General features: G+C 37.9%; 19 protein-coding genes. 6 read left to right on the forward strand and 13 right to left on the reverse strand.

What is annotated here, in order from left to right:
- The first annotated feature begins 108 nt into the window (after nucleotides 1-108).
- Complete coding sequence (hflX, locus tag EHR01_RS15045; RefSeq protein ID WP_135695837.1) at nucleotides 109-1,668, forward strand: GTPase HflX; 1,560 nt, start codon at nucleotides 109-111, stop codon at nucleotides 1,666-1,668.
- Here hflX and EHR01_RS15050 read toward each other — a convergent pair.
- Both EHR01_RS15050 and EHR01_RS15055 read right to left on the reverse strand, forming a co-directional pair.
- Nucleotides 1,649-2,023, reverse strand: coding sequence for an STAS domain-containing protein (locus EHR01_RS15050; RefSeq protein ID WP_135695839.1), 375 nt, complete (start codon nucleotides 2,021-2,023; stop codon nucleotides 1,649-1,651). The genes hflX and EHR01_RS15050 overlap by 20 nt on opposite strands.
- A gap of 6 nt (nucleotides 2,024-2,029) precedes the next feature.
- On the reverse strand, nucleotides 2,030-3,313 hold the full coding sequence (locus EHR01_RS15055) for a homoserine dehydrogenase (RefSeq protein WP_135695841.1): 1,284 nt from the start codon (nucleotides 3,311-3,313) through the stop codon (nucleotides 2,030-2,032).
- 144 nt (nucleotides 3,314-3,457) lie between these two features.
- Between EHR01_RS15055 and EHR01_RS15060 the strand changes: the two genes are divergently transcribed.
- On the forward strand, nucleotides 3,458-4,108 hold the full coding sequence (locus EHR01_RS15060) for a hypothetical protein (protein ID WP_135695843.1): 651 nt from the start codon (nucleotides 3,458-3,460) through the stop codon (nucleotides 4,106-4,108).
- A gap of 3 nt (nucleotides 4,109-4,111) precedes the next feature.
- Here EHR01_RS15060 and EHR01_RS15065 read toward each other — a convergent pair whose 3' ends face one another.
- Nucleotides 4,112-4,723 carry a hypothetical protein gene (locus tag EHR01_RS15065; protein ID WP_020776432.1) on the reverse strand — a complete coding sequence of 204 codons (612 nt, stop codon included), beginning with the start codon at nucleotides 4,721-4,723 and terminating at the stop codon, nucleotides 4,112-4,114.
- 94 nt (nucleotides 4,724-4,817) lie between these two features.
- On the opposite strand from EHR01_RS15065, the gene EHR01_RS15070 reads away from it, so the two are divergent.
- Nucleotides 4,818-6,086 (forward strand): formylglycine-generating enzyme family protein, encoded by a 1,269-nt coding sequence (locus EHR01_RS15070; RefSeq protein WP_135695845.1) that lies wholly within the window; start codon nucleotides 4,818-4,820, stop codon nucleotides 6,084-6,086.
- 1 nt (nucleotide 6,087) lies between these two features.
- On the opposite strand, the gene EHR01_RS15075 is transcribed toward EHR01_RS15070, so the two are convergent.
- From EHR01_RS15075 to EHR01_RS15085, 3 genes are read right to left on the reverse strand one after another with little or no spacing between them, the layout of a single operon-like run.
- Nucleotides 6,088-6,549 carry a MarR family winged helix-turn-helix transcriptional regulator gene (locus EHR01_RS15075; protein ID WP_135695847.1) on the reverse strand — a complete coding sequence of 154 codons (462 nt, stop codon included), beginning with the start codon at nucleotides 6,547-6,549 and terminating at the stop codon, nucleotides 6,088-6,090.
- A 37-nt stretch (nucleotides 6,550-6,586) separates the two neighbouring features.
- Nucleotides 6,587-8,173, reverse strand: coding sequence for a phytoene desaturase family protein (locus tag EHR01_RS15080; protein WP_135695849.1), 1,587 nt, complete (start codon nucleotides 8,171-8,173; stop codon nucleotides 6,587-6,589).
- A complete protein-coding gene (locus tag EHR01_RS15085; RefSeq protein WP_135695851.1) occupies nucleotides 8,173-9,606 on the reverse strand; it encodes a DUF4139 domain-containing protein in 1,434 nt (477 codons plus the stop codon). The genes EHR01_RS15080 and EHR01_RS15085 overlap by 1 nt, the downstream gene beginning before the upstream one ends.
- A gap of 92 nt (nucleotides 9,607-9,698) precedes the next feature.
- Here EHR01_RS15085 and mtnP point away from each other — a divergent pair, with 92 nt between their 5' ends.
- A complete protein-coding gene (gene mtnP / locus EHR01_RS15090; RefSeq protein WP_135695853.1) occupies nucleotides 9,699-10,562 on the forward strand; it encodes an S-methyl-5'-thioadenosine phosphorylase in 864 nt (287 codons plus the stop codon).
- On the opposite strand, the gene EHR01_RS15095 is transcribed toward mtnP, so the two are convergent.
- Entirely contained in the window at nucleotides 10,559-10,951 is a 393-nt protein-coding gene (locus tag EHR01_RS15095; protein WP_135695855.1) for an STAS domain-containing protein, read from the reverse strand. The genes mtnP and EHR01_RS15095 overlap by 4 nt on opposite strands.
- On the reverse strand, nucleotides 10,948-12,117 hold the full coding sequence (gene galK / locus EHR01_RS15100) for a galactokinase (protein WP_135695857.1): 1,170 nt from the start codon (nucleotides 12,115-12,117) through the stop codon (nucleotides 10,948-10,950). The genes EHR01_RS15095 and galK overlap by 4 nt, the downstream gene beginning before the upstream one ends.
- A gap of 44 nt (nucleotides 12,118-12,161) precedes the next feature.
- Between galK and EHR01_RS15105 the strand changes: the two genes are divergently transcribed.
- On the forward strand, nucleotides 12,162-13,508 hold the full coding sequence (locus tag EHR01_RS15105) for a glucose-6-phosphate isomerase (RefSeq protein ID WP_135695859.1): 1,347 nt from the start codon (nucleotides 12,162-12,164) through the stop codon (nucleotides 13,506-13,508).
- Here EHR01_RS15105 and EHR01_RS15110 read toward each other — a convergent pair.
- The 4 genes from EHR01_RS15110 to EHR01_RS15125 are packed head-to-tail and all read right to left on the reverse strand — an operon-like array spanning nucleotide 13,491 to nucleotide 18,496.
- A complete protein-coding gene (locus EHR01_RS15110) occupies nucleotides 13,491-14,213 on the reverse strand; it encodes an NTP transferase domain-containing protein (protein ID WP_135695861.1) in 723 nt (240 codons plus the stop codon). The genes EHR01_RS15105 and EHR01_RS15110 overlap by 18 nt on opposite strands.
- The gene (locus tag EHR01_RS15115) at nucleotides 14,210-15,193 is read right to left on the reverse strand and encodes a phosphotransferase (protein WP_135695863.1); all 984 of its coding nucleotides are present in this window, start codon (nucleotides 15,191-15,193) and stop codon (nucleotides 14,210-14,212) included. Before EHR01_RS15115 ends, EHR01_RS15110 begins: the two co-directional genes overlap by 4 nt.
- 8 nt (nucleotides 15,194-15,201) lie before the next feature.
- Entirely contained in the window at nucleotides 15,202-16,713 is a 1,512-nt protein-coding gene (locus tag EHR01_RS15120) for a hybrid sensor histidine kinase/response regulator (protein WP_135695865.1), read from the reverse strand.
- A complete protein-coding gene (locus tag EHR01_RS15125; protein WP_135695867.1) occupies nucleotides 16,706-18,496 on the reverse strand; it encodes an ATP-binding protein in 1,791 nt (596 codons plus the stop codon). The genes EHR01_RS15120 and EHR01_RS15125 overlap by 8 nt, the downstream gene beginning before the upstream one ends.
- A gap of 70 nt (nucleotides 18,497-18,566) precedes the next feature.
- Between EHR01_RS15125 and EHR01_RS15130 the strand changes: the two genes are divergently transcribed.
- Nucleotides 18,567-19,367 (forward strand): alpha/beta fold hydrolase, encoded by an 801-nt coding sequence (locus tag EHR01_RS15130; RefSeq protein WP_244310139.1) that lies wholly within the window; start codon nucleotides 18,567-18,569, stop codon nucleotides 19,365-19,367.
- On the opposite strand, the gene EHR01_RS15135 is transcribed toward EHR01_RS15130, so the two are convergent.
- Nucleotides 19,368-19,601, reverse strand: coding sequence for a ferredoxin (locus tag EHR01_RS15135; protein WP_135695869.1), 234 nt, complete (start codon nucleotides 19,599-19,601; stop codon nucleotides 19,368-19,370).
- Nucleotides 19,602-19,639: the final 38 nt, after the last annotated feature.

The following is a 19,639-nucleotide window of genomic DNA, read 5'->3' on the forward strand; positions in this document are numbered from 1 at the left end:
CGTACTATAAGTAAAATTAGCGGCAATCTAGCTGGTCTCAAGCCAAACCAGGTAAAAAAGTTAAAATCTCTCTCCGAAAGGCGTCTTCGGGAGGATTTTATCATCTCCATGGACCTGGCAAGGCTCGTGGGTGAGATTTCAGTGGAAATTGGTAGGCAGATCGGCCTCCTCATCGAAAGGACAGGTTATGTCACTCATTTGATTGTTGGGAATGATCACTCCATCGAAATTCCGCACTTGGATCGTTATCGCGTAGCCCATTCTAGGCTTCGTGGCCTTCGACTCTTTCACACGCACCTCAAAGAACATCCGTTAAACCAAGAAGATTTGATGGACCTTGTTCTCAACCGATTTGATTCCATTACCGCCGCTTGTGTTGGTTCTGATGGAATTCCCAAATTCTTTTTTTCAGCCTTTATCAATCCAGATCCCGATGCAAAGGAACCTTGGATCCTTTCTCCCAAACAATACCCAGGCCAGTTGAAGTATGGATATTCGGAACAAGTGGAAGCACTCGAATCCGAATTCACAAAAAAAACTTCCAACCTCAAAGAATCTCAAAAAGAAAACAGAGCCTTCCTTGTGGGTGTGTATGATGTCAGGAAAATGAAACGTTCACCGGAACATTCGATGGCAGAACTCAAAGAACTTTGTCGCACAGCTGGAATCCATGTTGTGGATACCTATGTCCAAAAAAGAGATCCCGATCCCAGAACTGTTGTGGGAAAGGGTAAGTTACAAGAAATCATTTTAACATCAGTACACAAAGACATTGAACATTTGATTTTTGATTTGGAACTCACACCTTCCCAGGCCAAAAAAATCTCTGATGCCAGTGATTTAAAAATCATCGATCGCACCCAACTGATTTTGGATATCTTTTCCAAAAATGCAAAATCAAGAGATGGAAAACTCCAAGTAGAACTTGCCCAACTCAAATATTTAAAAAACCGACTTTCCGAATTGGATGACAATATGAGTCGCCTAACGGGTGGTATCGGTGGTAGAGGGCCTGGGGAAACTAAGTTGGAAATTGGAAACAGACGTGTGGAAGAAAAAATCACTCGTTTGGAAAATGAACTAAAAGATCTCAAACGTCGCAGGGAATTAAACCGCAAGGCTCGTTCCCGAAATGAAATCCCCATTGTGGGAATTGTTGGTTATACGAATGCCGGAAAGTCAACACTGCTCAATGCTCTCACCAATTCGACTGTCATTGCCGAAGACAAATTATTTGCAACTTTGGATCCTACAACTCGTAGGATTCGTTTTCCAGAAGAAAGAGAAATCATCATTTCTGATACGGTGGGATTCATCCATGACCTTCCACCGGATCTTTCCCAAGCCTTTAAGGCAACTCTTGAGGAATTAGGAGATGCAGATTTATTACTCCATGTGGTCGATTCCACAAACTCTAATTATGCGGAACAAATGGAAGCTGTGGATACCATTCTCAATTCTTTACAATTGAATGAAATTCCGAGAATGGTAGTTTTTAACAAAGCAGATGGGTTGGATGAGGAAACAAGAGCCTCCTTTGAAAAAAACGAAGCACTCCTTGTTTCTGCGGTAACCCGCGAAGGACTTTCTCATCTTTTGGATTTAATTGAAGAAGAACTTTGGAAAAAAAAGGAACCGAGTCCGCAGGTTACGGTTCCCAGTTTGTAATGGCTTCTTGTTTGGTATTAAAAATCTGAACCTTACGCGGTAAATCCATTAGCCGAATCACATTTTCTAGAAAATGATTGAGCCCCCCTATCATAATTTTTCCATGATGGCTTTCTACTGTTTTGATGATACCGATGAGTGTCGCCACCCCAATGCTGTTGATATAATCCAATTTGGTTAATTCCAAAATGATATTAAACACGGAATCTCTGAAGATCACAGATATATTCCGATTGATCTCATATGCATTAGTATTGGTGATCTGGCCTACAAAGGAAACAACCAGAACTCGTTCCCCTTTGATTTCAATGAATTCTGTTTTGAGATCCAGGGATGGAAACTGTAAATCCGCCATGGCGAGTTACAGTTTTTCCAAAAGCCGGATGGCCACAGTTTTCTGTTTGATGATGGTCGACATAGTATCAATTTCCTGCAGAGATTTTTGAAATTCCCCTTCTGTTGCCCCGTGTGTGACAACAATCACAGACACAGGTTCTGAGGTGGACTCCTTCTGTTGGACGGATGCAATTGAAATATTATGACGGCCAAGCACCTGAGAAATTTCAGCAAGAACCCCAGGTTTGTCCACTGTGGAAAAACGTAAGTAATAACGAACCAAATTGTCAGGCTCTGGAAAGGCTTTCGCTTCCGGAAATAGATTATTCTCTTTTGCGATATCTTTGCTTCCGAGTCGGGATGCGTAGTAAATGATGTCGGAGAGAACCGCACTTGCAGTCGGCATTCCCCCAGCTCCCTTTCCCGTGATCATACCTGAATCGGCTTCTTTGGTTTTATAGAAAACTGCATTGGATTCATTCATCACATTTGCTAATGGATGGTCGAGAGGAACAAGTGTCGGATGGACTTTTGTGAGAACACCCGCCGAACTTCGTTTAGAGATTCCTAAAAGTTTAATTCGGTATCCAAGAGAAAGTGCGGACTGGATGTCCAATGATTGTAGATCGGAAATTCCTTTTACGGAAAGGGATGCGAACGAAACGTACTCACGGAAGGCAAGGCTTGCAAGCAAACTGATTTTATGACCAGCGTCGATCCCTTCCACATCGAAGGTTGGGTCTGCTTCTGCAAATCCCAGATCTTGTGCTTTTTTCAGTGCCGTTGCATAATCCCAGGCCTCTTGTTCCATTTTGGTTAATATAAAATTTGTAGTTCCGTTCAGGATTCCGCAAATGACTTCAAATTCACAGGACGAGAGTCCATCTCGTAAAGTGCGGATGATGGGAATGGAGCCAGCCACTGCTGCCTCATAACCTAGCTCAGCTCCTGTTTTTGCGGAGATTGGATACAATTCCCGACCTTTTTCGGATAACAATGCCTTATTGGCCGTGATGACGGTTTTACCATTTTCTAATGCGGAACGAACGGCTTGGTAAGCTGTATCGGTTCCGCCTATCAATTCAACAATCATATCGATATCCGAACGATTTGTAACAGATAGTACATCGTCTGTTACAGGAACGTTCGTTTTACCTTGGAGTTTTCCCGGGCTACGGGTGGCAATGGTCGTTAGTTGTAAGTTGATTCCATAATGACGTTGGATTTTTTCTCGGTTTTTATCCAAGAGTTGGAGTAAGCTAGTGCCGACAACTCCGGCACCCAATAGACCAATACGAACTTCTTTCATCTAGGATCACGATTTCGTAGGAGAAAGGGAAACACACTTAAAAAAAATTTAAAAAAAAACAAATTTGAGAAGAAGTTCTTCAGCTTTTTTTGTTTTTATGTGATAACTATAATTAGAATTGTCTCGGCAATAAGGATTATCATTATGGCAACGAAAAAATCATCATCTGCCGCTAAGAAGAAGGCTGTTAAAAAAGCGGCTAAGAAAACAAATACGGTTAAGAAACAATCTACAAGAAACGAAAGTGCATCGCTTTTCAGAAACGATGAGTCAGCTCAAGTTTCCCTTCAATCCCCGGTATCTCATTCCGAAGGATCATCCCAAACGAAAGAATCAGGAAATGGAGTGTATCTATTTTTGGTTCTCGCCGGAGTACTTGCGATCGGGTACTTAGGATACGTGAAATATTTCAAAACAAAGGCACAAACTCCAGTGGCGACTGCTTCTGTTCCAGCGGATGCACAAACAAAACCAGTGGCTGCAGAACCTGAGAAAAAAGTAGAAGAGGCGCAAGCTGCAGAAGAATCTACTGCTGGGTTCCTAGTAGACAAAGTAGCTTCTAAAAAATGGTCTGAAGCAGCTGCGTATTGTAAATCAGTAGGTGGTGTGGTTCCTTCTAAAGATGATCTCGTAAAATTTGCTGCAACAGCTCCCAAAGAGATCAAATCTAGCGAAGAGAAATATTGGACCAAAACTGAAGTGGACAAGAAGTCTGGTTTGGCTTACCGTTTTTCTAACGGAAAGGCTCCCAAAGTAGACAAAGCTACTTCTTTGAAAGTCCTTTGTAAAAACTAATCTCTAACGAGAGTTCGATTGGATCGGGGCTAGAATTTCTCTTCTGATTTTGTCAGCAAGATCAGAAGAAGCAAACATCTTCCCCGATGCATCTGTTAAATAAAAACTATCTTTGGCCCGGCCTGTTTCAAAGTCCGTTTCAATGGTCGCACTACGAATGTTAATTTGGTTTTGCATTAAAATGCGAGATACATAATACAACAAACCTCTTCCCGCACTACTTTCCAAATACAGACAAGTTTCATTTCGTTCTGGAAGATCGCTAAAAATAAATTCTGGTGTTTCACGAAAGAAGGTCGCAACGGCTGGTTCTTGGATTTGTAATTTCTCCAAAATTTCTTCAAACTTGGTATTCTTTGAAAATAATGAATCCATCATCATTCCCAGTTTGAAAGCTGCCTGGGTGGTATCCCCACCATCTGCTTGTAAAATGAACGAATCGATTGTAAATTCTCTGCCTTTCTCAATAACTGTACTAAGTTCGCCGGAAAGGATGTCCATTTTAAGAGCATAAATGATCGTAGCGATTCGGTGGAAGGTACCAATCTGGGTAGAATCCGTTTTGAGGGAAATTAAGATATTTTCCTTCTCTCGTTTGTACTGAAACTCGATCAATTTCGCATTTTCCTTTCCCACAGATTGTATACACGCACAGGAAATTTCAATCAAAAGGTTTCGGCAAAATAGGCCGATGATGATAAAAGACAGTATGAAAAACTTGTTAATGATTCTATTCGTTTGGGGAATTGTGATCTCACCCTTGGTTTCACAAGAGGAAACTTCGGAAGAATCACCTTTTGCATCGACTAAAAGGAAAGTTCAACTTTGGAAAGGCGAAGTGGTCGGTGTTTATAAAAATAGACTTTGGATCAAAGTTCGAATTTATCGTAACCAAAGGATTTCAAAACTTTCACTTGGTGAAATTAAGTCTTTATTTGCTGATACAAAGGAATTTCCCGTGTATCAAAAACTTACCAATATCAAACAAGGGTCTCTTGTCGTCCGAGATACAGTCTGGGAAGAAAAACATATAAATAAAAAAAATCAATTCATTGAAGTGGTGTTAGTAGGTGATTACAAACCTGATCTAGATTCAAAAATGAAAGAGATCACAACTGACGCTTATATTTCTAGTTATATTGAAGAAGATTTTTTTACAGAACCAGATGCTTTTTTTAAAGGAAGATTTACTCCACCTAGAAAAACTGTTTTTCATCCTAAGGATAGAAAGGAAATGGTTCTTGTTAGCCGAGGTCTTTTTTTATACGGCCAAGGAACTGATCCTTCCAGTGATAGTTTTAATCCTTATTTTTTAGAACCAAAACCTTCCAGCTTAAAAGAGATCCCATCCTTTTATATCGATAAGTACGAAGTCACCAATGCAGAATATGCTTATTTTCTAAAACAAACCAATACTCAAAGTCCCCCTCATTGGATTGGTGGAAAATATCCCGACGGAGAAGGGGACTTTCCGGTGGTCCATTTGACTTATAGGGAAGTGGAGCGGTATGCAAGTTGGGTGGGAAAACGCATTCCTACGGAGTGGGAATGGGAAAAAGCGGCCCGAGGGCCTGGTGTGATTGAATTCACCAACAGAGATGAAACCTTAGGTTACCAAATCATTGCGACCAAATATCCTTTTGGAGATGAATACGATTCTTTGTATTGCAATACGAGAGAATCAAAAATTGGGAAAGCTCAGTCTGTATTAGAATTATCCACAGAGGGTGCAAGTCCCTATGGAGCTATCGGAATGTGTGGGAATGCACCGGAATGGACATCCAGTGATTATCAATTGTATCCAGGACATCATATCAAAAACTTTTCTTTTGGAAAAATTTACAAAGTGGTTCGTGGCGGTTCTTATTCCGATTCAGCAAAAAATTCGACGGCGACGGCTAGATCTTACGGCGGGATTCCCAACCTATCCGAAGATAGGCGAGCTGGATTTCGATTGGTAATGGATTACCGTGATTAATTTACTTACAGATGGCTTCGGTTTTTTTTCCGAGTTTTTTGCAGATCTTTCCTAGAACTTCTTGTTCTTCAGGTGATAAAACAGCAAACTCAGAAGTGATCCGTTTTACATGATCAGGGAAAACTTGTTCAATGAGTTTTTTCCCATCGTTTGTTAGGTGGACAGAAATAAACCTTCTGTCTTCCACCCCTCGGACACGTTCCACTAAACTTCTTTTTTCCAAGTTATCGATCACAAGTGTGATGTTTCCTGTACTCTTTAGAATTTTGTCCCCGAGTTCTTTTTGGCAAAGTGGTCCCAAATGGTACAAGGTCTCCAAAACTCCAAACTGACTTTCTGAAATATTCCATTTGGTAAATTCAGAAATGAGTCGGGAAGATAGAGACTCGGCAGCTCGTTTCAACTTAATGAACGCATCCAGCGCCTGTACTTCTTTTTTAGATCCTTTGAATTTTGTTCCCATTAATTTAATATCAAACTATCAAATCTTAAACCAATTGTCAACTGCTTTCTTGGCTCTTTTGGAAAAGTTCTTTCATCAGCCGAAGTGTCCCCGTTAGTCCTAAAACCACAGAAGCAGCAGCAACACCACCCATTAGGGCACCTGCCACTCCAGGAGAGCAGGCATCCGCTCCCGTTAGGTAAAGATTTTTGATCGTTGTCCTCACACCTAACCATTCTTGTTTGAAGCGCTCCGGTGTACAGGAAAGTCCATAAATGGACCCTTCTTTATGTCCGGTAAAAAATTCAGTAGTGATGGGGGTGGAGAGTTCTGTGAATTCGATTAAATCGCGGAACCCAGGATATCGTTTTTCTAAAAATTCTAACATCCCTTCGGTGATGGTTTCTTTGAGTTGGCTGTATTCTTCTCCCCGTTTTTTCCAAGGTTCGTCCTTCCATTTGGCAAATAGCGAGTAGTCGGCAAAACTAATCGCTTCGGCAGTGTGGCCTTCTGCTTCCGGATTTTTTAAAGAAGGAAAGGAAAGATACATCATAGGAGGTTTCCCCTCCGCCAAATCATTTCGTTTCGCATAACTAGCGTCATGGTTTATGTCAGGGAAAATCCAATGGTTTTCGCCGTGGAATCCGAGTTTTGTCGGAGATTCTTTAAATCCAATATACAATGTGATGGATGTTGTTCCTTGTGTGCTAAGAGTTTCCAAAGGTTTTTGAAAGGAAGAAGAATATTCTTTTGGTAATAGTTTGTTGTAGGTGGTATATGCACCTGCATCCGAAACAATCACATCTGCAAAAAATTCCTGTTCAGAAAAAGTTTTACCTTTTTGAACTTCAACTTTCACACCGATTGCTTTGTCTCCCTCGATAAGGATTTCTTTAACCGTATGGAGGATTTTTAAACTCCCACCGTTTTCTTCCACAATGGGTTCAATGGATTCAACAATTTTGGAAGAACCACCAATCGGAAAATAACCACCATTAAAGTAATGTGCAACAATCATGGAATGAATGGCAAAGGAAGATGTAGCTGGAGGTAGACCATAATCACCCCACTGTGAACAAAGAAGTGCCCTTAAGTTTTCATCCTGAATATGGGTGTCCATATATTCTTTGGTGGTGATATAAGGAGTAGGGATATGGTTTAAGTTTAAAAATTTTGCAGCCTTTTCAAATACGGATGGTAAGGCTTTGAGAGTAAAATGCCTTCCAAACCATTGGGTAAAGGTTTCGACATCCCGAAAGTATCTGTCAATGGCTTCTGATTCTGAAGGAAACTTAAGTTTTAAGTCAGATACAAATTTTTCTTTTTTTCCGTACACAGGAAAACTAAAACCGGGATAATCGAAAACTTCGAACGGCTCTTGCATTTTGTTCCACTTCACACCTTTTTTTGTGATGGAATCAAAAAGAGTTCGTAACATCGAACCTTCCCCCAAGTCCCCAATATAATGGATTCCCACATCCCATTCAAACTTTCCAAGTCGTTTGAAGGTATGGGTGAAACCGCCTAACTTAAAATGACGTTCCAAAACTAGCACTTTCTTTTTGGCAACTTGAGAAAGGATAGAGGCGGCCGTGAGGCCACCAATACCAGAACCGATAATGATTACGTCATATTTATTTTCCATTAGTGGTACTTAGTCTCTACAGTATATTCTACAGTGACTGTTTCGTTTGGTTTTAAAGGAACATCTGCATAAGCTCTTGTTGCGGATTCTTTTGTAAATTTATGAGAGGATTTTGTGATCGTCCAATCACCCCATAGGCTTGCATAAAACCGAACTTCGATTTCTTCTTTTTTTCTATTTCGGATTTCTGCGGAGTAAGTTGATTTATCTCCACGAGAAAGTTTGAACACTTCGTTTGAGAGTCGTTTTCCATTTGCCACAACATCAAAGGCTTGTCCTGTTCGAATTTTCACTTCTTCGTTTTCAGGAGTGTGATCGATTGTATCTTCACCTAGAAGTTGTTGTCTTCCTTTGGAATCTGCTTTGAAAACTCGAATGGTTCCTTGTGGGAGAGGGCGACCTAAATTGTTTTTCTTCGCATTTTTGAAGATGTATTTGATGGTTGCGTTATTGAAATTTTTTTCATTTCCCTCATACATGGGTAGGTTTTCAAAAACAAAATACTTTTTGATTTCGATTCCTTCTGATTGAAACAATTGGACTTGTTTGGTTTGGTTGTAACCAATGTTTGTTGGTTGGTCCAAAGTATATAAATAATATTCAGACAAATTCTCTTGGTTGAATTCCGGTGCTGCGACAGACTCATCATACTCTTTCATCATTGTTTTTTTGACGGAGCGAGGCTGCATTGCATAGGTATTCGTTTGGTTGGAGATTAAATTCACCTTTCCTGCTACGAGTTGTAAAGTTGCGTTCTTAAATTCAGCGCCTGAGTTGTTATTTAAAGTCACCCAAGAGTTCAGACCGCAGAGATTTTCCTCTTTATCCAAAACAAGGATATAATCGGCCGACCAACCAAGTCCATTCGTTTGGTAAGAAACTTCTAAGTTTTGTTCCTTTTCTAAATCGTTTTTCAATTTCCAAACGAGTGTAGGTTTTGCAAAAAGATTTTCAGGAATGGTAGGAACAGTCACTCTTCCGTTGTATCCAAGAGAAATTTCATCTCCAATTTTATACACTGGGTTTCCATTGTTTGAAATCAGGGTCGCTTTGACGGATGTTGTTTTCTCTTTGGTTTCATTGTAAAGGGTGACTTCTTTTCCAATGTATTTGTCCATCAACCGTTCTGGTGAAATTAAATCGTATTCGTAGTTTTGTTCAAAGACTGTGAGTTTTTTAGGATCTTCTCCCTTCACTCTTACAGTTTGTGGGATGATTTGAGAAGGAACATCTTCGAAACGTAAAGTTCGAATTCCTTTTGATAAATTCAATTGACGAGTTTCTCGAACAAGGCCAATTCCTCCATTGTAAATGGTAACACTGACAGACTTGCGGTCCGATTGTGTGGACATATCAAAAGCAGAATCCGAGGTAATACCTGCTGTAAAAATCAGGAGTGAAAGAGTGGTGAAGGACAATATTTTGGATTTCATGAATTCTCCCATGAGCATTCTACAGTCTTCGAATGTAAAAAACGAATGCAACCAAAATCGTTGGGGGAAAACTGCACTTTAAGAGGATTCATATGGCAAATGTAGTGAAAATCGGGGTCATTGGTGGAACTGGCCTATATTCAATTGATGGAATGGAAATTATCAAAGAAATCCATCCAGAAACTCCCTGGGGCAAACCATCTGACACGATCACCATTGGTCGTTTTAAGGGGAAAGAAATTGCGTTTTTGCCAAGACATGGAAAAGGACATTTTTTAAATCCAAGTGAAGTTCCAGCCCGAGCCAATATTGCCGCATTAAAACAGTTAGGCGTAGAGGAAATCATTGCATTTAGTTCTGTCGGAAGTTTACGCCAAGAAATTGCTCCAAGAGATTTTGTGATTCCTTCACAAATCATTGACCGCACAAAAGCACGGGCAGCAACTTTTTTTGAAAATGGTATGGTGGCACATGCTCCCTTTGCAGATCCATTTTCACCAGGTCTTGGTAAAAAAGTAGAAGAAGCAGCAAAACAAATCGGTCTTCCCATTCATTCCAACAAAACACTGATTTGTATGGAAGGGCCATTGTTTTCAACAAGAGCCGAATCTCATATGTACAGATCTTGGGGAGCAGATATCATCAACATGACTGTCCTTCCAGAAGCAAAACTGGCAAGAGAAGCAGAGATTCTTTACCAAATGGTTTGTATGTCAACGGATTACGATTGTTGGAAAGAAGATGAAGCCCATGTCACTTTGGAAATGGTTCTTGCGAACTTAAGTGCCAATGCAGACACAGCAAAGAAATTACTCTCTGCACTCATTGATCTTTTAGGAAAGTCAGATGACACGAGTCTTGTGGGAAGCACAAAGTTTTCGTTGGTGACTGCTCCTGAAAAGAGAAACCAGGAACAAATAAACAAATTAAAATATCTTTTTCCGACTTACTTTTAGTCTGAACTGACAGCTTGTTCCAAAGTGGGAAAAATTTGGAGCAGGCTTCTTAGTTTTGTTAATTCCAAAACGTATCTTACTTTTTCCGAAGGAGATATGATTCGAATGTATCCTTTTTGTTTCATCAGTCTAGAATGAATTCCCAGACAAACTCCAAGTCCAGAACTATCAATATAACTGACTTGTTCAAAGTTTAAGAAGACGTGATTGATTCCTTTGGAAATAAGAATTTCCAAATTTTCTTTCATCACCTGTGAATTGTATAGGTTGATTTCTCCTGACAATTCAAAGTAAACAGCAGTTTCTGGGAGGGGGACAAATCTCTGTTGGAGGACTTCCATTTTGAAATCTCCACTTTCAACTGTGTAATCACTCCAGTTTTCGATCATATCAAAACTTCCTTTACCCCGTCTGAAATTTGAAACTTGTAAAAGTCTATCGCAACGTTAAACTTTTGTTGATAACTTTTTTTCAAAACTTCTTCAATTTTAGAAAAATGGTCTTTGGTATCTAGTACGAGTACGCATCCACCGAATCCGCCACCAATCATTCTCGCACCAGTGACGCCTAGGCTCTGCAAAGAATCAACAATGAAATCAATTTCGGGACAAGAGACCTCAAATTCTTTAGATAAAGACCAATGAGTTTGAAATAGTGCAGAACCAACTTCTTTGAAATTACCTGATTCCAAATTTTCAATCACAACTTTGGTTCGTTCTCGTTCAGAAGTAACGTGTTTGGTTCTTTTTGTTTCTTCTTTTGTTAGGTGACATTGTTCAATTTCGGAGTCTGAAAGCTTCACATCGTACAATTGTGTAAAATTTGGATACTTTGCTTTAATTTTTACCAATGCCGATTCACATTCCGACCTGCGTTTGTTATAAGCACTATCTTTTAAACTATGTTTAACGTTAGAGTTGATTAGATAAAATTCGTAGTTTCCTAAGTCGAAGTGGTGGTATGAATACTTTAGAGTTTCAGTATTTAAGGAAATACAATCATCCTTTTTGCCTACCGCAATGATGAATTGATCCATGATCCCACATTTGGTTCCCACAAAATTATTTTCAGCTTTTTGTCCGATTAATGCAATCTCCTCTCGTGATAACGAAAATCCGAAAGTTTCTTTGATCGCATAACCAGTGACCACTTCAAAAGCAGCTGAGGAAGAAAGTCCAGAACCCTGTGGAATATTTCCATCTACGATTAAGTCGAATCCAGGAACAACATGGCCTTTTTTTTCAATTTCAAAAATGACACCAGCAATGTAGTCAACCCATGGAGATTTTGAATTGGGTGATAATGGTTTTTTGAGTTCTACTGTTTCGTTATAGGAAACCGAATGCAAACGATAGTTTTGAGATTCATTGGGTCGCAATAATACTTGGACAAAAAAATCAATGGCTGCTGGGAGAACAGTTCCACCCAAATAATCAACATGTTCCCCTATTATATTGATTCTAGCGGGTGCCTGAAATAAACGAGGCGGTTGATTTGTTTTTCCAAATATTGATTCAAATTGATTCAAATTTTCTTTACTTCTTAAAGAATCCACTTCATCTTCCTTTCGATGCTATACTTTATTCAAGGACTGGTGCTATGTCGAACTTAAAAATTTCGGATAGATTTGCGAAATCTTTTCTTACTGAAACTCTGATTCAAAATGAATTGGAAAAGGCGGAAAAAGCGCGCCAAACCTTACTCCAAAAAACAGGACCCGGAAATGAATTTTTAGGTTGGGTTGATCTACCAGGAAAAATTAGCGGCGATGATCTCCAAAAGATAAGAGCGGCCGCAGAAACCATTCAGTCCCACTCACAGTATTTGGTAGTTGTTGGAATTGGTGGTAGTTATCTAGGGGCACGAGCAGTGATCGAAGCATTAACTCCTGAATTTAGTGCTCCAGAGACTCAAAAGAAATCCGTAAAAATCATTTATGCCGGACATCATTTGGATGCTGATTATCATTCTCGACTTTTGGCTTTTCTGGAAAATAAAGAATTTTCTGTAAATGTTATTTCTAAATCGGGAACCACAACGGAACCGGCGATCGCCTTTCGTCTGTTACTTTCTCTTTTAGAACGTAAGTATGGAAGGGAAAATGTAAAAAAAAGAGTTTTTGCAACTACTGACAAAGAAAAGGGAGCTTTAAAACAATTAGCTAATGAATACGGGTTCCCTACCTTTGTGATTCCTGATGATGTGGGTGGACGTTACTCCGTGTTTACTCCTGTTGGGTTGTTGCCGATTGCTGCGGCCGGTTTCAGCATCAACAAACTCATTGATGGCGCAAAACAAATGGAAGCCGAATTAAAATCAAAATCAGCATCTGATGGAAATATAGCCACTATCTACGCTGCGATTCGAAATGCTCTTTATACAAAAGGGAAAAAAACTGAAATATTGGTAAGTTATACTCCTGCTTTAGGCTTTTTATCTGAATGGTGGAAACAGTTGTTTGGCGAAAGTGAAGGAAAAACAGGAAAAGGAATTTTTCCTGCATCAGTTCAATTCACCACAGACCTACATTCCATGGGTCAATACATTCAGGATGGAGAACGACTTTTGATGGAAACTGTCATCAAAGTAGAAGCTCCCAAACAAGATGTTTATTTAACGGAAAAACAGGATGATCGTGATGGTTTGAACTATTTAGCCGGTAAAAAACTTTCTGAGGTAAACCAAAGTGCTATGTTGGGAACTTTGATTGCCCATAGAGACGGTGGAGTTCCTTGTTTGGAAATCACTTTGCCTACTTTGAATGAAGAGATTGTTGGGGAATTATTGTATTTCTTTGAATTTGCTTGTGGGGTCTCTGGTTATATGTTAGGTGTGAATCCATTTGACCAACCAGGTGTTGAAGACTATAAAAACAATATGTTTGCCCTACTTGGCAAAAAAGGATTCGAAAAAAGAAAAGAAGAAATCTTAAGCCATATAAGATGAATTTACAAACGATTGAATTTTGGAGAGTTCTGTTCCAAATATATCTTTTGTGATATAAGAATCCCAAAGTTCTTTTGTTCCTAAATCAAGAACCGTACCGGAGAAAATTTCTCCGGTAATCTCTCCTTTGTTTGCGCATTCCTTAAAAATATCAGATAGATCATAATATTTGTTTTTTTCCAAATGGATAAGACAATTTGGATTTAATAATGCTAGGCCAATGTAATAATTGGATCCTTTTCCAAAGGTCAATTTTCCGTTTTCATTGATATCAATTTTCGTATAGTTTTGATTTGGTGGAATTGGAAGTAGATATAAATGAATTTTTATCGATAGGGGTAATTGGGATTTTGGTAAAAAATTTGGATTCGGGAAAAACAATGTATCTGGATTGATTAACAGGATTGGTTCATTGTAAAAATTTTCAGGTAAACCGGTTCGAATTCCACCCGCTGTACCGAGAATTTCTTTTTTTTCTTCTAAAACTTCAATTGGGAATTGCGAAAAGTTTTGAACATGAGATTTGATTTGCTCACCTAAATAATGTGTGTTGACCCAAACCTTCGAAGTATTCCATTTTTTCAAAAGATACAAGCTATAATCCAGAAGGGAAATACCTTGAATTTTTAACAGAGGTTTCGGACAACTTTCGGTGAGAATTCCCATACGTTTTCCAAATCCTGCTGCTAACACAAATGCATTCATAAATTCTTAAAGTCCTTATGGCGGCTTAATTCTTCACGTAGACTTCTGACAAAAATATATAGTGAATCGGCAAACATTCCTAATTGAATGATTTCTTCTAATTGGTTCAGACAGGAAATGATCGAAGGTTTAAATTTATTTTTTCCATGATCAGTCACCATTCGGAAGTATGTTCCTAAAGCTTTAAAGGATCTCTGCAAGGCCTGGAGATAAAAAGTATCGTTGAATTTTTTGGATTGGTCGATATTTCGTTTTTGGAATGACTTTAACATTAAAGAACGAAAATCTCTGGGCAGCGGGTAATAAGCATCGTATAGGATGGAAGCCAAATCGTATTGTGGGACTCCCATTCTTGCATCTTGAAAGTCAATTAACGCATAATCAGAATTTGGCGATATTAAAATATTTCTACAGTGAAAATCTCTGTGAGTAAAAACATTTATAGGGTATTTGTTTAAATAACCAACTGTTTCTTCAATAAAGGCTCTACCTTCATTGGATATTTCTGTTTTGATTTGAAATAATTTTCTAAATCCTTCAAATTTTTCCAAAGTTAAATTAGTTTCAAAACTAAGTTTTTCAGTATCAAATTTTCGATTTTGCACTAGAGAGGGTGGATCGAGTGATTGGAGTTTTAAAATTAGATCAATTAGTATTGGAAACTTAATTTTATAATCATTTAGAGCGTAAGAACTAAAATCATTTAATCCTTCAAAACTCATAAATGTAAGTCCGAGTTCTATATTTGTTTCTAAAACTCTTGGAGCGCAAACTCCATTTGCATTCAGAAACTCGGATAGAATGATAAAGTCTTCATTTAGTGTTTCATCGGCACAAACCACTTCTTCTTTTTTTTGAGAAGTTGTAATTCGAAAGTACCTACGTGTGGATGCTTCTTCTTGTAATGGTTCTATGTTTGAATTTTTACCATAACGGGAAAAAACCAATTCTAATTGTGAGTCATTTAATCCTGGATACACTGAAGCTACTATGTTTCTAAAAGCTTAGGAAAAATAAAATGAAATTTAGAACCTTTGCCTGGCGAAGATAAAATTTCTAATTGAATATCGAAATTATCAACGATTTGTTTGACAACAAACATTCCAAGACCAGTACCTTTTCCTAATTCTTTAGTAGTAAAGTATGGTTCATAAATTTTATCTAAGGTTTCTGGAGACATACCTTCCCCATCATCTGTGACAATTAGGTGAGAGTATCTTTTATCCTGATAGGTTGAGATTTCTATTGTACCAATGTTATTGGTAGCATCCGCAGCATTAAGAAGAATGTTGGAAAGTAATAAGGCAAATTGATCCGAATTCATTTGGATCGGAATTTCTTCCGAAGTTTCTTCTCTTTTGATTTGGCAGTATTTTAATTTAGCTGTTTCTTTAAAGACTTGGAGGACGGAAGAAATTTCTTTGTTCAAATTTAAAGTTTTGGATTGTTCATTGTTTGATTTTAATGATTTCCCAAGTTGCAATAGGTTGGAAGTTAAAGCTCTTAATTTTTCGGTTTGGTTTAAAGTGACTTTTAATGCTCGATCTTTTAACATTGTGTCTGCATTTTCTCGAGAGGCCATCTCTACAAAACCTTGGATGGCGGTAAGAGAGTTGTTGATTTCATGTCCAATGCTTGCGGCCACAACAGATAAAAAAGCCCTTCTTTCGGAATGAATGAGTTGTTCCACCATCACTTTTTTTTGTGTTACATCTCGAATGACACCTGTATAGTAAGTATCTCCATCTAAACTATAGGAACAAATTGCAATATCTGCTAAAAAAGTAGTTAGATCGGAACGAAGTAAAGTTACATCAGATAATTGAAGGGTGGATTTGTTTTCCTCTTCACTTAAAACTTTAGAAACCTGAGTCATATACTTTTGCATTTTATTTTCAGTAAACAAAAGATGAACAGACTGTCCAATGAGATCCAGAGGTGTATGAAATCGAAACATTTCAAAACTAGCTTTGTTTGCAGAAACAATCGTTAATTTAGAATCAATAGTGATCACTGCATCGGAAGTTGCATTTAATATAGCAGCATTTTGTCGGTTTAAATCTAAATTTTGAGTTCTAAGAGCTTTTTCTAATTTTTCAGATAACATTAGTTTTTCTAAATCGGAATCTTTTTGATTTTTAACTTCTAATGCTCGTTTTACGACGGATAGGATCTGAGTTCTGTCTACAGGTTTGGATATATACTCGAATGCATGATAACGAATTGCTGATTCAGCCGAAGAAAGATTAGGATTTCCAGTGATGAGAATTACCGGTAAATTGATTTGTTTTTCGGCGATAAATTTTGTGAAATCAATTCCAGACATCCCTGACATTAGAATATCAGAAATAACGACTGAAAAAGGTTCACCTGAAGATATCCTTTGGATAGCTTCGGAAGCAGATTCGGCGAGTTCAATTTGGTAGCCTTCACGAGATAAAACTCTTTTTAAAGCAACTCGAATGTCTTCTTCGTCATCGACGATTAAAATTTTATCCATTGTCATCTGTGTGAGCAGGAAGATAGATTTCTACCTTTGTCCCCGTTCCTTCCTTTGTCTTAATATAGATCTCACCGCCATGATCGGTGATGATCTTTTTAGAAATAGAAAGCCCCAAACCTGTTCCTTGTTTATTTCTTCTAGTTGTAAATAATGGCAAAAATACTTTTTCCAAAGTATCGTCATCAATTCCAGGTCCATTGTCTTCTACTGAAAATACAACCCACTCTTTTTTTTGATTTTTGACTAAATCGATACCCAATTCGATTTTTGGAAATTGCCTAGTTTTTTCCATTTCGGAAAGAGCATTGATGGAGTTTACCACACAATTAATCAGTACTTGTTCAATTTCCTGCCAACGAACAAAAATTCCTGGTAAATTTGGACCTGCATGGCGGGTAAAACTGATATTTTTTTTTCGACAACTTACTTCCACCAGTTCACTTGTTCTCACCAAAATATAATAGGGTGATACAAAATCACGGTTGGGACTTTCCATCCTACCTAAATCAAGTAAAGCCTTAACCAAATCTCGAATTCGTAAATTTGCGGATTCAATTTTTTTGAGAATGTTCCTTCGTTCGCTCGGATCGGTTTCATCGACAGTAATCAAATCATCTAAATACAAAAGAGCACTTTGAAGTGGGTTGTTGATTTCATGAGCAAGTCCCGCTGCAATTTCACCGATGCTTGCAAATTTCATGGATTCGATAAGTTGTCGATCCATTCGTTTGGCTTCCGTAATATCGGAAAAAACCAACATTATTTTTTTATCATTTGGGTCATATCGCCTTACAGGAATAAAGCGAATTTCAAAAGTTCGTTCCTCACCTAAAAGAACATAATCAAATTCAGTAGTTTGGATATTTTGATTTTCAACAACAGTCTGCAACACGTTCATTAGTTTTGATTTCATGTTTTCATCAAAAAAATGAAAGATATCTTCACCAACTTCAAAGGCAAAAACCTGAAACAGTAAAAACTTAAAAATCGGAGCAATTTCTAGTATTTTTGCATCTTGATTTACAATGACAAATCCATTGTTCATAGTTGCAAAGAATGTCCTTAGTTTATCTTCACCATATTTTATAATTCGTTCCGCATTTTGTAATTCAGAGAGATCAAGTAAAAGAACAGTTAAACCATTTGGTTTTCCATGTTCATTTGTGATAAAACTTTGTAATTGTAAGGTAATCAATTCTCCATTGTACAATTTGAATTCAAAAATTCTTTTTGTATTTTGAACTAAGAGTTCTTTTGTAAACTCTTCTGATAGCGGAAGAATGTCCGAAATATGATATGATTGAATTTGATTTGCTGATAAACGAAAAAAATCTATGAATTTTGTATTCGCATATTTTAAGTTTCCGCCTAGGTCAGCTTGGAAAAATGGAATTTCTAAATGGTCAATGACTTCCGACTGTTCCTTTGTAAACTCATGGGTCCAATTGATTGTTATGGCGTAAATTTCTGTATCAGAATCAAAAAATTCAGCTAAGGAGGAAAAATGAACAGAGGTAACAATCCTTTCTGAATTTTGTTTTCTTAGGAACCACTTATATTCACTTTTCGATTGCGGGTGGGTGTGGATTTCAGAAATTAATAGTTCGTGGTCACAAAAGATGTTTTGAATTTTCAAAGAATTTGGATTTTGAATCTCCAATCGTTCCTTGGTGATTTCATCTAGATAAAGAATTTGGTTCGATTTAAGATCGACGAAAACCAAACCATTCTGGGAATGGGAAAGTAGCTGCGATAGTCTTTCAATTTTTGAATTCAACATTATGATTAAATATTTTTACCGAAGCCTTTTTCGAAACTATCAGTCCCAGAGACGTAAATCAATGAAAAATATGGGCGGCGAACCCTGTTTCGTTGCGATGGGAGGCCATAAAATTTTTTATTGGAAATTTGGAAAGGGAAACAAAAAACCAATTGTTTTTTTACATGGATTACTCGACGAAAGTTTTGGTTTTCGTCGAGTCGTCAAAGAACTGTTAAATGATGGTTATCCTCTATATGTTTTCGATTTACCAGGATATGGGAAAAGTAAACTACCTTTAATAAAATATCTTTACCAAATTGATGTTTGGGCCGATCTACTGCTCGAATGTTTTCAAAAATTGGAGCTAAAAGATATTTGTCTTGTGGGTCATTCGATGGGCGGTCTCACATCACAGCATTTAGTTTTGCAGGATACTCAACACCGAGTGGAAAAACTAATCCTTTTGGCTCCGGGTGGAATCCCACATCCTGAACGCGAAAGAATGCGCAAAATCCTTTTCCCAAAGACGGAAAAACAAGTTATTTTATTGTTACGTTATTTATATGGAGAAGAATTCCCTGAACCAGGATATTTGTTTCGCCATACGCTTGTTACTATTTGGAACGAAAAACCAAATGAATATTTGCAAGAAAATACATTACGTAGGGAAGATGAGATTTTTTTTGATGTAAAAATGAAAGGAATCAAAATTCCAACCTTGATTTTAGCAGGGGCAGAAGATGAGATTACCCCACCTTTTATGATGAAAAAAATAAATTCCTATATTAAAAAAAGTAAATTGGTATGGATTCCAAAAGTTAGGCATGCAATTCATTTGGAAAAACCTGATGTGGTGGCAAAGAATATTAGGATATTCTATAATACTTAATTATTCACCATCGTCGCCAATGGCATCGACGGGGCACATCGCCATTGCGGCTTTTGCCTGTTTTTCTTCGGCAGGTGTAGTTGGCTGTTTTTTAAAGAAAATATGGCTTTCGTCGTTATTGTACTGCATTAGACTAGGGGCTTCCTTAATGCAGTCGTTACAGGGAACACAAGTCTGGTCGACATAGTATTTTCCTGGGACATTTTCGGGTTGTTTGCTACTTTTATCTGCCATAGAGTATTTTTACTTTTTAACAGACCCCCCCCTATAAA

The sequence above is a fragment of the Leptospira mtsangambouensis genome (assembly GCF_004770475.1).
GTDB lineage: Bacteria > Spirochaetota > Leptospiria > Leptospirales > Leptospiraceae > Leptospira_A > Leptospira_A mtsangambouensis.

Bases quoted from the DNA above. Each gene is read 5' to 3' on its own strand.
- hflX (WP_135695837.1), top strand. From the start codon at position 109: ATGGACCTGGCAAGGCTCGTGGGTGAGATTTCAGTGGAAATTGGTAGG.
- EHR01_RS15050 (WP_135695839.1), bottom strand. From the start codon at position 2,023: ATGGCGGATTTACAGTTTCCATCCCTGGATCTCAAAACAGAATTCATT.
- EHR01_RS15055 (WP_135695841.1), bottom strand. From the start codon at position 3,313: ATGAAAGAAGTTCGTATTGGTCTATTGGGTGCCGGAGTTGTCGGCACT.
- EHR01_RS15060 (WP_135695843.1), top strand. From the start codon at position 3,458: ATGGCAACGAAAAAATCATCATCTGCCGCTAAGAAGAAGGCTGTTAAA.
- EHR01_RS15070 (WP_135695845.1), top strand. From the start codon at position 4,818: ATGAAAAACTTGTTAATGATTCTATTCGTTTGGGGAATTGTGATCTCA.
- EHR01_RS15075 (WP_135695847.1), bottom strand. From the start codon at position 6,549: ATGGGAACAAAATTCAAAGGATCTAAAAAAGAAGTACAGGCGCTGGAT.
- EHR01_RS15080 (WP_135695849.1), bottom strand. From the start codon at position 8,173: ATGGAAAATAAATATGACGTAATCATTATCGGTTCTGGTATTGGTGGC.
- EHR01_RS15085 (WP_135695851.1), bottom strand. From the start codon at position 9,606: ATGAAATCCAAAATATTGTCCTTCACCACTCTTTCACTCCTGATTTTT.
- mtnP (WP_135695853.1), top strand. From the start codon at position 9,699: ATGGCAAATGTAGTGAAAATCGGGGTCATTGGTGGAACTGGCCTATAT.
- EHR01_RS15095 (WP_135695855.1), bottom strand. From the start codon at position 10,951: ATGATCGAAAACTGGAGTGATTACACAGTTGAAAGTGGAGATTTCAAA.
- EHR01_RS15105 (WP_135695859.1), top strand. From the start codon at position 12,162: ATGTCGAACTTAAAAATTTCGGATAGATTTGCGAAATCTTTTCTTACT.
- EHR01_RS15110 (WP_135695861.1), bottom strand. From the start codon at position 14,213: ATGAATGCATTTGTGTTAGCAGCAGGATTTGGAAAACGTATGGGAATT.
- EHR01_RS15120 (WP_135695865.1), bottom strand. From the start codon at position 16,713: ATGGATAAAATTTTAATCGTCGATGACGAAGAAGACATTCGAGTTGCT.
- EHR01_RS15125 (WP_135695867.1), bottom strand. From the start codon at position 18,496: ATGTTGAATTCAAAAATTGAAAGACTATCGCAGCTACTTTCCCATTCC.
- EHR01_RS15130 (WP_244310139.1), top strand. From the start codon at position 18,567: ATGGGCGGCGAACCCTGTTTCGTTGCGATGGGAGGCCATAAAATTTTT.
- EHR01_RS15135 (WP_135695869.1), bottom strand. From the start codon at position 19,601: ATGGCAGATAAAAGTAGCAAACAACCCGAAAATGTCCCAGGAAAATAC.